The 14,680-nt window shown below is 43.5% G+C and carries 12 protein-coding genes; all 12 read left to right on the top strand.

Annotated elements, in window-relative coordinates:
• The first annotated feature begins 502 nt into the window (after positions 1–502).
• The 12 genes from O1D97_RS13445 (at position 503) to purU (ending at position 14,660) form a co-directional block, all read left to right on the top strand.
• Positions 503–1,471 (top strand): dihydrodipicolinate synthase family protein, encoded by a 969-nt coding sequence (locus O1D97_RS13445; protein WP_269126315.1) that lies wholly within the window; start codon positions 503–505, stop codon positions 1,469–1,471.
• Between the two features lie 3 nt (positions 1,472–1,474).
• On the top strand, positions 1,475–2,992 hold the full coding sequence (locus O1D97_RS13440; RefSeq protein ID WP_269126313.1) for an aldehyde dehydrogenase: 1,518 nt from the start codon (positions 1,475–1,477) through the stop codon (positions 2,990–2,992).
• Between the two features lie 94 nt (positions 2,993–3,086).
• Positions 3,087–4,250: an NAD(P)/FAD-dependent oxidoreductase gene (locus O1D97_RS13435; RefSeq protein WP_269126311.1), complete on the top strand. Its 1,164-nt coding sequence runs from the start codon at positions 3,087–3,089 to the stop codon at positions 4,248–4,250.
• The gene (locus O1D97_RS13430; RefSeq protein ID WP_269126560.1) at positions 4,190–4,435 is read left to right on the top strand and encodes a hypothetical protein; all 246 of its coding nucleotides are present in this window, start codon (positions 4,190–4,192) and stop codon (positions 4,433–4,435) included. Before O1D97_RS13435 ends, O1D97_RS13430 begins: the two co-directional genes overlap by 61 nt.
• Positions 4,436–4,500: 65 nt before the next feature.
• Entirely contained in the window at positions 4,501–5,610 is a 1,110-nt protein-coding gene (locus tag O1D97_RS13425) for an FAD-binding oxidoreductase (RefSeq protein ID WP_269126310.1), read from the top strand.
• Positions 5,611–5,672: 62 nt separating this feature from the next.
• On the top strand, positions 5,673–6,665 hold the full coding sequence (locus O1D97_RS13420) for a LysR family transcriptional regulator (RefSeq protein WP_269126308.1): 993 nt from the start codon (positions 5,673–5,675) through the stop codon (positions 6,663–6,665).
• Between the two features lie 427 nt (positions 6,666–7,092).
• Complete coding sequence (glyA, locus tag O1D97_RS13415; RefSeq protein WP_269126305.1) at positions 7,093–8,355, top strand: serine hydroxymethyltransferase; 1,263 nt, start codon at positions 7,093–7,095, stop codon at positions 8,353–8,355.
• 81 nt (positions 8,356–8,436) lie between these two features.
• Entirely contained in the window at positions 8,437–9,690 is a 1,254-nt protein-coding gene (locus tag O1D97_RS13410) for a sarcosine oxidase subunit beta family protein (protein WP_269126303.1), read from the top strand.
• Between the two features lie 15 nt (positions 9,691–9,705).
• Positions 9,706–9,993, top strand: a complete 288-nt coding sequence (locus tag O1D97_RS13405; protein WP_269126301.1) for a sarcosine oxidase subunit delta — start codon at positions 9,706–9,708, stop codon at positions 9,991–9,993.
• 10 nt (positions 9,994–10,003) lie between these two features.
• The gene (locus O1D97_RS13400) at positions 10,004–13,021 is read left to right on the top strand and encodes a sarcosine oxidase subunit alpha (protein ID WP_269126299.1); all 3,018 of its coding nucleotides are present in this window, start codon (positions 10,004–10,006) and stop codon (positions 13,019–13,021) included.
• Complete coding sequence (locus tag O1D97_RS13395; RefSeq protein ID WP_269126297.1) at positions 13,014–13,682, top strand: sarcosine oxidase subunit gamma; 669 nt, start codon at positions 13,014–13,016, stop codon at positions 13,680–13,682. The genes O1D97_RS13400 and O1D97_RS13395 overlap by 8 nt, the downstream gene beginning before the upstream one ends.
• A gap of 111 nt (positions 13,683–13,793) precedes the next feature.
• Positions 13,794–14,660: a formyltetrahydrofolate deformylase gene (purU, locus tag O1D97_RS13390; RefSeq protein ID WP_269126295.1), complete on the top strand. Its 867-nt coding sequence runs from the start codon at positions 13,794–13,796 to the stop codon at positions 14,658–14,660.
• The last annotated feature ends 20 nt before the right edge of the window (positions 14,661–14,680 follow it).

Genomic DNA, 14,680 nt, shown 5'->3' with positions numbered 1-14,680 from the left:
GTAATCTCCTTCCATACTGTATAGATATAGATAAAAAAAGAAATAATGAATAAGTTTTTCTCTTGTCTATATTTATTTTTCAGCACGGTTTTTTAGTTATTTTTTTAAAACGCTATATTAATATGCATTATATAAAGTAAAAAACCAACGCTACATAATTGATTGGGATTTAGAATAATATGCGTTTTTTTATACTTGTTTAGATTTTTTATATTTGCTTTTTATTTTTTATAGAATGAGAGAAATATATTAATAATAATTTAATATATTGATTTATATATAATTTATTTTTTTAATAACTTATTTTATTTTTGTTTTTTTATTTTGGTATTTATTTTTTTTCATTAAGAAAGAAAAGCATTGATAACCTGAGGTTATGTTTTGATATCTGAAAAAGTTGATTGTGGAAGACTCTTCACCATCGTTACTATTTTATAAAATTCGGATAGAACATTAATGGTTGTTTCCGGTCAAAATAACAATGATGGCGAGGGTAAGTTCAATGAACTTCGAAGGTATCTATACACCGGTAATTACTCCATTCAAGAGTGACTACACTATTGATTACGATGCATATGCAATTCATGTGAAATATTTACTGGATTCAGGTGTAAACGGCTTAATGATTGGTGGTACAACAGGTGAGTATTATGTTGAAAGCCATGAGGAGCGAGTCGAATTATTAAAAATTGCTCGCCAGATTTGCCAAGATAAAATACAGATCATTTTTGGAACCGGTTCCATTAATCCTGATGCCTCTATTAAGTTGGCGGAAGACGCGGCTAAATATGAAGCGGATGTGATTTTGGTGGCAACGCCTCCTTATTCTCTACCGACTCAGAGAGAGTTAGCCTTGCATGCATTGACCGTTGATAGAGCGGCGAACTTACCTATCATGCTATACAACTACCCAGACCGTATGGGCGTAAACATGGAAGCAGAGTTTCTTGATCGTGTTGGCCGTTCTGCGAATTTTTGCGGCATTAAAGAAAGCTCTGGAGACATCAATCGCTTGCATTTATTGGCTCGTGATTACCCTCATATTCAAGTCGCCTGCGGCATGGATGATCAAGCGCTCGAATTTTTTGCCTGGGGTGCTCGTAGTTGGGTATGTGCGGGTTCTAACTTCTTACCGAAAGAACACATTGCTTTGTATAAAGCGACCGTCTTAGAAAATGACTTCCAAAAGGGGCGCCGTATTATGTCTGCGATGATGCCGCTAATGCGTGTGTTAGAGCAAGGCGGTAAATTTATTCAAAGTGTTAAATATGGAGTGACTTTAGACGGCCGTTTCTCTGGAGAAATGCGTAAACCATTAAGAGGTTTAAACAAAGAAGAGAAATGTGCCATGTCTCAGGTGGTGAAAACATTAAAAACAGCGATCGCCAGTATTGAGTCAGAAGCCCCTAAGCAACTGGTTGGTACGCTGAAGGAAAGCATCAATAACTTACAGACTAAGGCAGGAGAATAAATTATGTCAGATTTATTAACACTTGAAGAGTATCAAGCGATTGCGGCAGAAATGAATCCACCTGCGATGAGTTTTATTGATGGTGCTTTTCGTCCTTCTGTTAGCGGCAACACTTTTGATACAACTAACCCTGCCACAGGGGAAGTGCTGGCGGCTGTTGCTGCCTGTAATGAAGAAGATGTGAACTTTGCTGTTAGTTGTGCTCGTACCGCTTTTGAAGACGGTCGCTGGAGTAAGTTACATCCAAGCGAGCGTAAAGAAGTGCTACGTCGACTATGTAAACTGGTTGCTTTAAATAGCCGCGAACTGGCTGTTCTGGAAAGTTTGGACTCTGGTAAACCGATAGCCGATTGTGAATCGATCGATATTCCTGAGTTTATCCATACATTAACTTGGCATGCCGAGTTTGCCGATAAAATTTATGATCAAACGGCTCCTGTTGGTTCTGAAGCGATTGCTATGGTGGTGCGCGAGCCAATCGGTGTGGTCGGTGCTGTATTGCCTTGGAACTTCCCGTTATTAATGTTGGCGTGGAAAATAGCGCCCGCCTTATCAGCCGGTTGCACCATGGTAGTAAAGCCGGCCGAGCAAACTTCGTTAACGGCTCTGCGTATTGCTGAATTAGCCGCCGAAGCTGGGTTGCCACGTGGAGTGCTAAATATTGTTACTGGCTCTGGAGCGGAAGTTGGTGAGCCTTTAGGTAAACATATGGATGTTGATATGGTGACCTTCACGGGTTCCACTGTCACCGGACGCCGTTTCTTACGTTACTCAGCGGATTCTAATTTGAAAAAAGTGGTCTTGGAGTTGGGCGGAAAAAACCCATGTATTGTACTGGATGATGCAGAAAATTTGGACCAAGTGGCGGAACAAGTCTGTGCTGCCGCGTTCTGGAATATGGGCGAAAACTGTTCAGCGGGTTCTCGTCTAATTGTGCAAAGTGGAATAAAAGACGAACTATTAGAGCGTATTAAAGCCCATGCAAGAAACTGGAAAATGGGGGATCCTCTTGATCCGACAAATCAACTCGGCGCCATGATCGATGGTGGGCATTTCGCCAAAGTGGCAGGTTATTTAGATCATGGTAAAAAATCAGGTCATGGTCTGGTTGTGGGTGGTGAAACCCAGGACGGTGTCTTTATTCAGCCAACGGTTTTTGATGGTATTTTGAATAGCGATAAAATGGCGCAGGAAGAAATTTTTGGTCCAATCTTATCTGTGATTACCGTGAAGAGCTATGACGAAGCCATTCAGGTAGCGAATGATACTGACTATGGTTTAGCCGCCTCTGTGTTTACGGCCAATGGTAAGAAGGCTCTGCGTGCTGCCCAAGCTATCCGCGCTGGCACGGTGACCGTTAACTGCTTTGGTGAAGGCGATATTTCGACGCCATTTGGTGGTTATAAACAGTCTGGTTTTGGTGGTCGTGATAACTCTATTCATGCTCATGACCAGTACACTGAGCTAAAAACCATTTGGGTCGATCTTAGTGATGACGCCGTTGATGGCTGTATAGAATAATTTCCCTTTTTTATCAAGACAGTACCGTTATTTAGAGTGTTTTTAATTAGCGGTACTGCTTCCCAGTGACCATCGGATCTAGCTGAGAAACACAATGACAAAAATAATAAAGGCAAAGAAATTACCGAAAGATCCCGGTCCTGCTGCGTGGAACGAAATCTTAGAACCCGTATCAGGCTATCCAGAATTAAATGAAAATATTCAAGCGGATTGGGTGATTGTTGGCGGGGGGTTTGCTGGTTTAGCGGCTGCACGCAGACTCAGTCAATTAGTTGGAGAGGACGAAACTATCGTGGTTCTGGAAGCGCGTCGTTTAGCTTCTGGACCCGCTGGTAGAAACAGCGGTTTTATGATTGATCTACCCCATGATCTCAATTCAGAAACGTATGCTGGAACACACTCTGCGGATCTTCAACAAATTCGGTTAAACCGTGCGGCTATTAAGTTTGCGGGTGAGATGGCGACGGAATACGGCATGGATAAACATGTCTTTGATCCATGTGGTAAGGTGACGGCGGCGGCATCAGAGAAAGGTATGGCTCATATACAGAGTTACCAAAACCATTTGGATGTATTGGGCGAGAAGTATGACTTTAAAAATACCGCCGACATGAAAGATTGGACTGGTAGTGAGTTTTATCAAGCAGGATTATTTACTCCTGGAACCGTCATGATTCAACCAGCCGCATTTATTCGCTATGCTGCTCAAGGGTTGAGTAATCGAGTCTCATTCTATGAAAATAGTCCGGTTGTTCAGCTGGAAGTGGGTGAAACGCATACATTAAAAACACCAAAAGCCAAGATTACAGCGAAGAATATTATCATGGCCGTTAATGGTCATATTCAGTCTTTTGGTTTCTTTCCCCGCCAGTTATTGCATGTATTTACTTATGCCTCCATGACTCGTGCCTTAAATGAGCGTGAAATTAAGCAATTGGGTGGTGCGTCAGATTGGGGAATATTACCCGCTGATCCTATGGGGACAACGGTCCGACGTTGCTCTAGCTTTAATGGCAGTGGTGATCGAATTGTGATTCGTAACCATGCGACGTTGAATCAGTCTATGGAAGCGAGTGAAAACAATATGAAAAAGGCGGCGGCGCTGCAGGATAGGTCATTTGCCGCTAGATTTCCTATGCTTAACGAGGTTGCTATGGAACATCGTTGGGGGGGAGATTATGTCTTTCTTGGAATTCAATGCCCGCATTTGGAGAGCTTGATAAGCGAGTTTGGTCGGCCTGTTGTCAGAATGGCTTAGGTACAGTGAAAGGAACATTATCTGGCATGATGGCTGCAGAACAGGCGGTGTTAGGCTCATCCGCATTACTAGAGACGTTTTTAAACCATAATGCGCCGAGAGTACTTCCTCCTGAACCATTTTTATCCATTGGCGCCAATGTAACCATGCGCTGGAAAGAGTGGCAAGCTGGCATTGAGCTGTAAACCCTATTAGGCATAAACTTTGATCTTAACAGCACCGAAAGACGGTTTTTTTATAGGAAAAGACAATGAGTGAATTTAATACTTCTGATTTTTTGAATCCCATGGTTTCCCAAACTTGGACTAATGGCCGTCACATGGTGCGGTGTGCAAAGGTGATTGCAGAAACTCATGATGTTACTACCTTTACCTTTAATATGAATCACCCCGTCTTATTCTTATTTAAGCCAGGTCAGTTCGTCACATTAGAGCTTGAAATTAATGGTGAAAGAGTGATGCGTTCTTACACGATATCCAGTTCACCCTCTATCCCTTACAGTTTCTCTATTACCGTTAAACGTGTTCCCGGTGGCTTAGTGTCAAACTGGCTGCACGACAATTTGAAATCCGGTGATCAATTAGCGATTCATGGTCCTGTCGGTCAGTTTAACTGTATGGATTTTCCTGCAGAAAAAGTGCTGCTCTTGTCCGGTGGTGTTGGCATTACGCCTGTTATGTCTATGGCTCGCTGGTGGTTCGATACCGATTCTGAAGTTGATTATGTGTTTGCCCACAGTGCTCGCACACCAAAAGACATTATTTATCGTCATGAATTATCGTATATGTCTTCGCGTATTGATAATTTCAAATCGCATTTAATTTGTGAAAAAACTGAGATAGGACAGGCATGGGATGGTTATCGCGGATACTTAAATATTCACATGTTGAATTTAATTGCCCCTGATTTCCGTGAAAGAGAAGTCTTTTGTTGCGGTCCTACACCTTATATGTCGGCTGTAAAATCCATGTTGGAATCGAATGGTTTTGACATGAGTCATTACCATGAAGAGTCTTTTGGGGCGACGCCGGTGGCGGATGTTGCGCAAGCAGAAAAGCACGCTGAAATGGCGGAAATTCAAGATCAGCAGCCGAAAGACTTAGTCTCTCTACGTTTTGCCGACTCTGATCAAGTGATTGAAGTGGACCGTGGTTCAAACATTAATGAAGCGGCTGCCGAGGCTGGTGTTAATATTTCTAAAGCCTGCGGTATTGGAATTTGTGGTGCCTGTCGAGTGAAAGTCATTTCTGGTGAGTTCGAGATGCTTCAAGGTGGTGGTATTAGTGATGAAGAAATCGCAGAAGGTTATATCTTGACCTGTTGCAGTAGTATTCAAAGTGACTTAGTTATCGAGTCCTAGCCGTGATGGAATGACATCATAAAACCTTAATACAGGCTTATTCATAGGAGAGGCGCGTTATCATGGTCAAACACGTAGAACCGGATCAGATTCTGGTAAAAATGCCTTCTCTTCGAGCCGTTAGGTCTTTCGTCGCGGCGGCTAAATACCAAAACTTCACTCGAGCAGCGGAGGCTCTTTGCGTTACGCAAGCGGCGATTAGTCGGCAAATCAGAGAACTGGAGGCGTCTTTAGGTGTGGCTTTGTTTAAGCGTTCTGGGAGAGCGGTTGAATTGACGGAAGCTGGAGTAACTTTTTATGATGCGGCGTATTTATCGTTTGTTAATATTGCTCAAGTATCGCAGCGAATACAAAATCATAAACAGGGAAAGCAAGAGTTAGTGATTTGCTGTTCCCCAGCTTTTTCCGCGTTTTGGTTATCGACTCGTTTGCCGCAGTTTTTTGCTGAAAACCCTGATATTGATGTGACTGTCGTAACAACCAGTAACTTTCTTCAAATGGAGCCTGGTATTCATCCTGATATCTTTATTAATAAAGTCAGTGATCCGAGGGAGGGGTATCATTCTATTCCTCTCTTTTTCGATTCCATTTATCCTGTCTGTTCCCCGCTTTATTTAAAGCAACATCCAGAAATAACCACATTAGAAGGGCTTAAAAACACCACACTACTGAACTTGAGCCCATACGGACGCTCGCAAATTGCAGAGCATGTTGATTGGGAGGTGTGGCTTGATCGTCAAGCCGGTGGTGGTGAAATCCGCTTTAATCGAGACCGTCATACCTTTAATGCTAATGATTACAATATGTTGATCCAAATGGTTTTAAATCATCAAGGTGTGAGTTTAGGCTGGCATCATTTGGTGATGCCTATGATTGAACAAGGGTGGTTAGTCAGAGTGGGTACTTCAGAAGCCATTTATAAGGAAAAATTGCATTACTTAACTTATGCAGAAAGCAAGCAGGAGCATGAAGTGTTTGGGGTATTTAAGAAATGGTTTTTGGCTGTAATCCAAGAAGAAAAAACCTGGGTTGGACGAGGGACTTTAGAGACATAGTGAACCCAGTTTGTCGTGTCGAATAGGTTTAAGAATATTTACGCCCCATGTCGTTTTCTGCAAATTCATGATAGATCCTTTTGTTTTATTTTTTTGTTACGGTTCAAAAAGCGCTATTACTTGTGTCATGGGCCATAGCCGCTGATTTCATGGAAGCAAGGTAGCTGTCAAAATAAGAGACTTCGGTTATGAATAAAAGAGTTGTTGTCGTTTTCAAAACACGCATTTTTGTCGTATCTGCGCAATAGGGAGTCGTATGCAAGCATAGGGAGGTGAGAGGTAAGCGCTATATTAGGTGAAATCTACTAAGAGATTTTTATCAGTATCCGCTTTGCCTCAGTATGAAAAATCACTGAAATAAGCGTAGCTTTCACGATCACGGTCTTGTCCCTTAAGTGAGGCCTGACATAGAGAATAAGAGGTGAGTATGTTCAATAAAAAAGATCAAATTCAGGGATATGATGATGTTCTATGGAATGCGATGGGTAAAGAAGAGATTCGCCAGGAAGAGCATATCGAATTGATCGCCTCGGAAAACTATACTAGCCCAAGAGTGATGCAAGCTCAAGGGTCAGTGCTGACCAATAAATACGCTGAAGGGTATCCAGAAAAACGCTATTACGGCGGTTGTGAATACGTAGACGTGGTTGAACAGTTAGCGTTAGATCGTGCGAAGGAATTATTCGGTGCGGAATACGCGAACGTACAACCTCACTCTGGCTCACAAGCTAATGCGGCTGTTTATATGGCCCTGTGTGAACCAGGAGATACCGTGTTGGGGATGAGCTTGGCACATGGTGGTCATTTGACTCATGGTTCACACGTTAATTTCTCTGGGAAAATATACAATGCGATTCAATATGGCTTGAATGAAGCAACGGGTGAAATTGATTATGCGGAAGTAGAGCGTTTAGCCGTTGAACATAAACCTAAAATGATTGTGGCTGGCTTCTCAGCGTATTCACGTATTGTTGATTGGGCTAAATTTCGCGAAATCGCAGACAAGGTAGGCGCTTTCTTATTTGTGGATATGGCTCATGTGGCCGGTCTGGTGGCGGCAGGTTTATACCCAAATCCAGTGCCATTTGCTGATGTTGTAACGACCACCACCCACAAAACCTTACGAGGACCGCGTGGTGGCTTGATTTTGTCTCGTGACAGCGTTTTAGAAAAGAAATTGAACTCAGCAGTCTTTCCTGGAGGACAAGGTGGGCCGTTAATGCATGTTATTGCCGCTAAAGCGGTTGCATTTAAGGAAGCATTAGATCCAGAGTTTACGGCCTATCAGACGCAAGTTGTGAAAAATGCGAAGGCGATGGCAGAAGTATTGATTGAGCGTGGCTTTGAAATCGTCTCTGGTGGTACAGACAATCACCTATTTCTATTAAGTTTGATTAAGCAGGGGTTAACTGGTAAAGCAGCTGATGCCGCTCTAGGTAAAGCCAATATCACAGTTAACAAGAATGCGGTTCCAGGTGATCCTCAATCACCGTTTGTGACGTCTGGTCTGCGCATCGGCTCTCCTGTGGTAACAACCCGCGGCTTCAAAGAAGCGGAGTGTCGACAGTTATCAGGTTGGATTGCTGATTTACTGGATGTACTTGATCAACCTGACGCGCTTGAAAGTAAAATAGTTGAAGTAAAAGAGTGTGTAAAAGCCTTGTGTGCTGATTACCCAGTGTATCGATAAACAGCAACACTTATTTATATAAAAGAATCTTAGCCGCTTTACTTTTGCAGTAAGCGGCTGAAATGCATAGGAGCTGACGATATGCAGCATTATTCAGGTTTCGGGTTACTAAAACACAGTTTTTCACACCATGAAAATTGGCAGCGTACATGGCGTAATCCAACGCCAAAGAAAAAATACGATGTGATTATTATTGGCGGCGGTGGTCATGGTTTAGCGACGGCTTATTATCTTGCGAAAGAGCATGGTATTACCAATGTTGCCGTGATCGAGAAAGGGTATTTAGGTGGCGGTAATACGGCTCGTAATACGACAATTGTGCGTTCTAACTATCTGTGGGATGAAGCGGCTCACCTCTATGAACATGCAATGAAATTGTGGGAAGGCTTGTCTCAAGATTTAAATTATAACGTGATGTTTTCGCAACGTGGTGTATTGAACTTAGGTCACACCTTGCAAGACATGCGTGATATCGAACGTCGAGTAAATGCCAATCGCTTAAATGGCATTGACGGTGAAGTTCTGGACCCCCAGCAAATCAAAGAAATTGTGCCGCACATGGATTGTTCGCAGAATACACGTTACCCGGTTATGGGGGCTTCATGGCAGCCGCGTGGGGGCGTTGCTCGTCATGATGCTGTTGCTTGGGGATTTGCTCGGGGTGCAGACTCTTATGGTGTTGATCTTATTCAACAAACGGAAGTAACGGACCTTATTATTGAAGATGGCACGATTACCGGCGTAAAAACCAATCGTTATGGTGACATCATGGCGGATCGAGTGGGCTCTGTAGTGGCGGGTAACTCAAGTGTTATCGCTAAAATGGCGGGTTTTGAATTACCGTTAGAATCGCATCCGTTACAAGCTTTGGTATCAGAACCCATTAAGCCGATCTTGGATACTGTCGTTATGTCTAATCATGTACATGGTTATGTCAGTCAATCCGATAAAGGTGATCTAGTTATCGGTGCTGGTATTGATGGCTACAATGGATATGGTCAACGAGGCTCTTATCAAACGATAGAACACACGGTACAAGCGATTGTTGAGCTATTCCCTATTTTCAGCCGAGTACGAATGAACCGTCAATGGGGCGGCATTGTTGATACGTGTCCAGATGCGTGTCCAATTATTAGTAAGACGCCGGTTAAAAATTTATTCTTTAATTGCGGTTGGGGAACGGGTGGCTTTAAAGCAACGCCTGGTTCTGGCAACGTCTTTGCCGCTTCATTAGCGAAAGGTGAAATGCACCCAATGGCTGAGCCTTTCTCTATGTTCCGTTTCCATAACGGAGCCTTGATCGATGAACATGGCGCCGCTGGCGTAGCGCATTAATAGGAGCTGATAAATATGTATCATATCTATTGTCCGCATTGCGCGGAATACCGTGAAGAAGAAGAATTTCATGCAGCAGGACAGGCGCATCTTCCTCGTCCTCTTGATCCCGATTCCTGTACTGATGAAGAGTGGGGAACGTATTTGTTCTTCCGTAAAAATCCACGTGGTATTCATCATGAGTTGTGGGTACATGCGGCTGGGTGTCGTAAATTTTTCAATATGACACGTGACACCCAAACGTATGAAATAAAAGAAGTTTATAAGATTGGCGAAAAGCCATCTATTGTCGCTGAATCATAGGAGCGGAACCATGACACAGAAAAACCGCCTTCAAAATGGAGGCCGAATCGACCGCTCTCAATCGCTTACTTTTTCTTATAACGGTAAAGAATATCAAGGCTTTAAGGGTGATACATTAGCGTCTGCCATGTTAGCCAACGGTATTGATCTGGTTGGTCGTAGTTTTAAATACAGTCGACCACGAGGCATTGTTGCCGCCGGTGCTGAAGAACCGAATGCGGTTTTGCAGTTGGGGGCAACAGAAGCAACCCAAGTGCCTAATGTGCGAGCAACCCAACAAGAATTGTTTAATGGTCTAGTATCCGCTTCCACAAACGGTTGGCCAAGTGTTGAAACCGATATCATGGGGATGGTTGGTAAACTTGGCGGGAATCTAATGCCACCAGGGTTTTATTATAAAACCTTTATGTTTCCCCAATCCCTATGGGAAAACTACGAAACCATGATTCGTAAAGCGGCTGGTCTTGGTCGTTCGCCTAAGAAAAATGATCCAGATAGCTATGATCACATTAACCATCATTGTGATGTGTTAATTGTGGGGGCTGGCCCTGCTGGTTTAGCGGCGGCATTAACGGCAGCAAGAAGTGGTGCCCGCGTGATGATAGCGGACGAGCAAAACGAATTCGGTGGTTGTTTACTTAGCACCAAAGAAACGCTTGATGGAAAACCGGCGGCTGAGTGGGTTGCGTCTGTCGTTGCAGAGTTGAGTGCTTTTGAAAATGTGATCTTGTTACCTCGCTCAACGGTGAATGGATATCACGACCATAATTTTGTCACTATTCATGAGCGTTGCACGGATCATTTAGCGGATATAGCGCCAGCGCTTCAGGCTCGTCAACGTATGCATAAGGTACGTGCGAAATGGGTCGTACTGGCTACGGGTGCCCATGATCGTCCTCTAGTGTATGGTAACAATGATGTTCCAGGTTGTATGGTGGCGAGTGCCGTCTCAACCTACATCAATCGCTATGGTGTGGTTCCAGGCAATGAACTGGTACTTATGACAACCAATGACTATGGCTATCAAGCGGCGTTAGATTGGCATGAGGCTGGTCGACGCGTAGCGGCTATTGTGGATACACGTACTGCTGCGAATGGTAGTCGTGCACAAGCGGCGCGTGCAAAAGGCATTAATATCATTCTTGGCTCTGCTGTTATTGAAGTACAAGGTGGTAAACGAGTCACAGGTGTATCGATAGCGCCTATCAGCCAAGATGGTAATAAAGTGACTGGTGCGATTAAAGCATTAAGTGCTGATACCGTGGCATCAACAGGAGGTTGGAGCCCTGTTATTCATTTATCTTGCCATACTGGCAGCCGTCCAATTTGGAACGATGAAATTGTTGGTTTCTTACCTGGTAAAACGCTACAAAAGCAATTAACCGCAGGTGGTATTAACGGTCAATATGAACTAGCCGCCGCGTTAAGCGAAGGCTTTGCGGCGGGTCAAAAGGCATTGAGCGAATTAGGTTTGCCAGCGGTTGAACTTGTTTTACCAAAAGCTAAGGTTGCTGTGCAAGATGCACCTATGTCTTTATTCCATATCCCTCATATTAAACCAACGTCACAAGCGCCAAAGCAATTTGTTGATTATCAGAATGACGTGACGGCGGCTGGCATTGAGTTGGCGTGTCGTGAAGGTTTTGAATCCATTGAGCACGTGAAACGTTATACCGCAATGGGATTTGGTACGGATCAAGGTAAGCTAGGTAATATCAATGGCATGGCTGTTGCCGCGAAGATATTGAATAAAACGATTCCTGAAACCGGAACGACAATCTTCCGTCCAAACTATACACCGATTACTTTTGGAGCGGTTGCGGGCCGTCATCGTGGTGAGTTATTTGATCCTAAGCGTTATTCTGCTATGCATCAGTGGCATATTAAACGTGGTGCAAAATTTGAGGATGTGGGTCAATGGAAACGTCCATGGTACTTCCCTCAAGGTGCCGAATCTATGCAAGACGCTTTGAACAGAGAGTGCCTTGCCGTCCGTAATAGCGTTGGTATTTTGGATGCGTCTACCTTGGGTAAAATTGATATTCAAGGCAAAGATGCTCGTGAATTTTTAGGTCGAGTGTATACCAATGCTTGGGCCAAGCTAGCTGTTGGCAAGTGCCGTTATGGCTTGATGTGTGGTGAAGACGGTATGGTCTTTGATGACGGTGTAACCGCTTGTCTGGGCGATCAACACTTCTTAATGACCACAACAACTGGTGGTGCGGCACGAGTGCTTGAATGGCTAGAAATCTACCATCAGACTGAATGGCCGGAGCTGGAAGTTTATTTCAATACGGTAACGGACCATTGGTCAACCTTAACCGTGACAGGCCCAAATAGTCGCAAACTGCTATCCGAATTAGTGGATTATGATATTACCAATGAAAACTTCCCTTACATGGATTGGAAACAAATTACCGTGGCTGGTGTGCCCGCGCGTGTTTTCCGTATTTCCTTTACAGGTGAGTTGTCTTTTGAAATTAACGTCCAAGCAAATTATGGCATGCACGTTTGGGAAAAACTGTTTGAGGTTGGCGCAAAATACAGTTTAACCCCTTATGGTACCGAAACCATGCACATATTACGTGCTGAGAAAGGCTTTATCATTGCCGGACAGGATACGGATGGCTCTGTACATCCACATGATTTAGGCATGAGTTGGTGTGTTGCGGCTAAAAAGCCATTTAGTTTTATTGGTAAACGCGGTATGGCCCGTCAAGATTGTATGCGTGAAGATCGTAAGCAATTAGTCGGCTTGAAAACCAAAGACCCTAAGCAAGTCATTCCTGAAGGTGCTCAAGGTGTATTTGATCGTACCGCGCAGATCCCAATGCCAATGGTTGGTCATGTTACATCAAGCTATTGGAGTGAAAATTTAGGCCACAGTATTGCTATGGGATTTGTTAAAGGCGGACTTAGCAAAATGGGAGAAAGTGTTTTTTACCCGTTGGCTGATGGTTCCGTAATTGAAGCGGAAATTTGCAGTCCTATCTTCTTAGATCCTAAAGGGGAGCGTCAAAATGTCTGATAACACAACAGCTCAAGAGACTGTTACACCAATTAAAGCCGCTGTAATGGACCAATTGCCATCAGCTGCCATTCAAGGACAGTCACCGTTACACCATGCGGATTTAGACTCTTTAGCGCAACAAGGCCCTAAAACAGGAGGCGTTCATTTACGTGAGCATAAATTGTTATGCCATTTAACCTTGCGTTGTAATCAAGGTGACGAAGCGCAAAAAGCGGCGGTTGAACGTGTACTGGGTCTTGCTTTGCCTTTATCTCCTCTGACATCGGTAGAAAAAGGGGACTATTCGATTCGTTGGTTGTCGCCTGACGAATGGCTTATTTTAGCTCCTGGGTTAGAAGCATTTGATATCGAAACCAAGTTTAGAACTGAAATGCCTGGTCACTATTCTTTGGTTAATAGCAGTGGCGGTTCAACGGTTTTAGAGCTGTCTGGCGAAAATGCTATTGATGTATTGAAGCGCTCGGTGTCTGTTGATTTGCATGCCAGTGTTTTTCCTATCGGGAAGGTTGTATCTACGACATTTGCGAAGAGTACGGCCATTCTTCGTCGTAAGGGTGATCACACTTTTGAGTTGATTATTCGTCGTAGTTTTGCTGATTATATTTGGCTGTGGTTGCAAGACACCAGCCGTGAATTTGGTTTAGTTATCGACGCTTAAACCCTGTCTATTGATGCGGTTTGTTCTGATATAGAGCAAGCCGCATATCGTTTTCAGCGTGTCATTCTCTGATTGAAATGAATGAGTCTCGCTCACTTTTAGGAGTAATATATGGTTCATATTAAGAAACCTTGGATATTTACCGCCAGCTGCCCAAGTAAATTAGGGACAGTGGATGTGGTCACTCGTTTTATGGCTGAAGCGGGCAATTATGTGGATGAAATTCACTCTTTTGATGATCATGTTTCCAAACGTTTTTTTATTCGTATTGAATTTCAACCACAAAACGAAGCATTTAGTGCCAAGCAGTTTGGTGAGGAGTTTGAGCCACGGGCCACTGAGTTTGGTATGACATGGGAATTGACAAAACCCGAGCACAAACCACGTGTTGCCATTCTCGTGTCTAAATACGACCATTGTTTAAATGATTTACTTTATCGTCACCGTACGGGTCAATTGAACATTGAAGTGCCGGTTATTATATCCAATCATCCAGATCTGAAAGCATTAGCTGAATGGCATGATATTCCTTATTACCATTTGCCAATTACGGCAGAGACTAAGCCTCAGCAAGAAAAACAAATTATAGAATTATTAGATCAATACGATGCTGAATTAGTGGTATTAGCCCGTTATATGCAGGTGCTATCGCCTTGGATGTGTGACCAGCTTAACGGTAAAGCCATTAATATTCACCATTCTTTACTTCCAGGATTTAAAGGCGCGCGACCTTATCATCAAGCATGGGAAAAAGGCGTGAAAATGGTAGGAGCCACAGCGCATTACGTTAATAATGACCTAGATGAAGGGCCAATTATTACTCAAGGAATTCAAACGGTTGATCATGCCTTTTATCCAGAGGACCTAATCTCTAAAGGACAAGATGTGGAGCGTATTACGCTATTTAATGCGATTCGTTACCATATTGAGAAACGCGTGTTTTTAAACGGTAGCCGTACGGTTGTGTTTAGTAGCTAAGGATGGCGAAAGAAACCGTA

This window comes from Marinomonas phaeophyticola (assembly GCF_026966905.1).
Classification (GTDB): domain Bacteria; phylum Pseudomonadota; class Gammaproteobacteria; order Pseudomonadales; family Marinomonadaceae; genus Marinomonas; species Marinomonas phaeophyticola.
The sequence above is the reverse complement of the archived record's forward strand: the minus strand, read 5'-3'. Positions and strand labels throughout refer to the sequence as shown.

Excerpts from the sequence above, each read along its gene's own strand:
- O1D97_RS13445 (WP_269126315.1), top strand. The coding sequence starts at position 503 with ATGAACTTCGAAGGTATCTATACACCGGTAATTACTCCATTCAAGAGT.
- O1D97_RS13440 (WP_269126313.1), top strand. The coding sequence starts at position 1,475 with ATGTCAGATTTATTAACACTTGAAGAGTATCAAGCGATTGCGGCAGAA.
- O1D97_RS13435 (WP_269126311.1), top strand. The coding sequence starts at position 3,087 with ATGACAAAAATAATAAAGGCAAAGAAATTACCGAAAGATCCCGGTCCT.
- O1D97_RS13430 (WP_269126560.1), top strand. The coding sequence starts at position 4,190 with ATGCCCGCATTTGGAGAGCTTGATAAGCGAGTTTGGTCGGCCTGTTGT.
- O1D97_RS13425 (WP_269126310.1), top strand. The coding sequence starts at position 4,501 with ATGAGTGAATTTAATACTTCTGATTTTTTGAATCCCATGGTTTCCCAA.
- O1D97_RS13420 (WP_269126308.1), top strand. The coding sequence starts at position 5,673 with ATGGTCAAACACGTAGAACCGGATCAGATTCTGGTAAAAATGCCTTCT.
- glyA (WP_269126305.1), top strand. The coding sequence starts at position 7,093 with ATGTTCAATAAAAAAGATCAAATTCAGGGATATGATGATGTTCTATGG.
- O1D97_RS13410 (WP_269126303.1), top strand. The coding sequence starts at position 8,437 with ATGCAGCATTATTCAGGTTTCGGGTTACTAAAACACAGTTTTTCACAC.
- O1D97_RS13405 (WP_269126301.1), top strand. The coding sequence starts at position 9,706 with ATGTATCATATCTATTGTCCGCATTGCGCGGAATACCGTGAAGAAGAA.
- O1D97_RS13400 (WP_269126299.1), top strand. The coding sequence starts at position 10,004 with ATGACACAGAAAAACCGCCTTCAAAATGGAGGCCGAATCGACCGCTCT.
- O1D97_RS13395 (WP_269126297.1), top strand. The coding sequence starts at position 13,014 with ATGTCTGATAACACAACAGCTCAAGAGACTGTTACACCAATTAAAGCC.
- purU (WP_269126295.1), top strand. The coding sequence starts at position 13,794 with ATGGTTCATATTAAGAAACCTTGGATATTTACCGCCAGCTGCCCAAGT.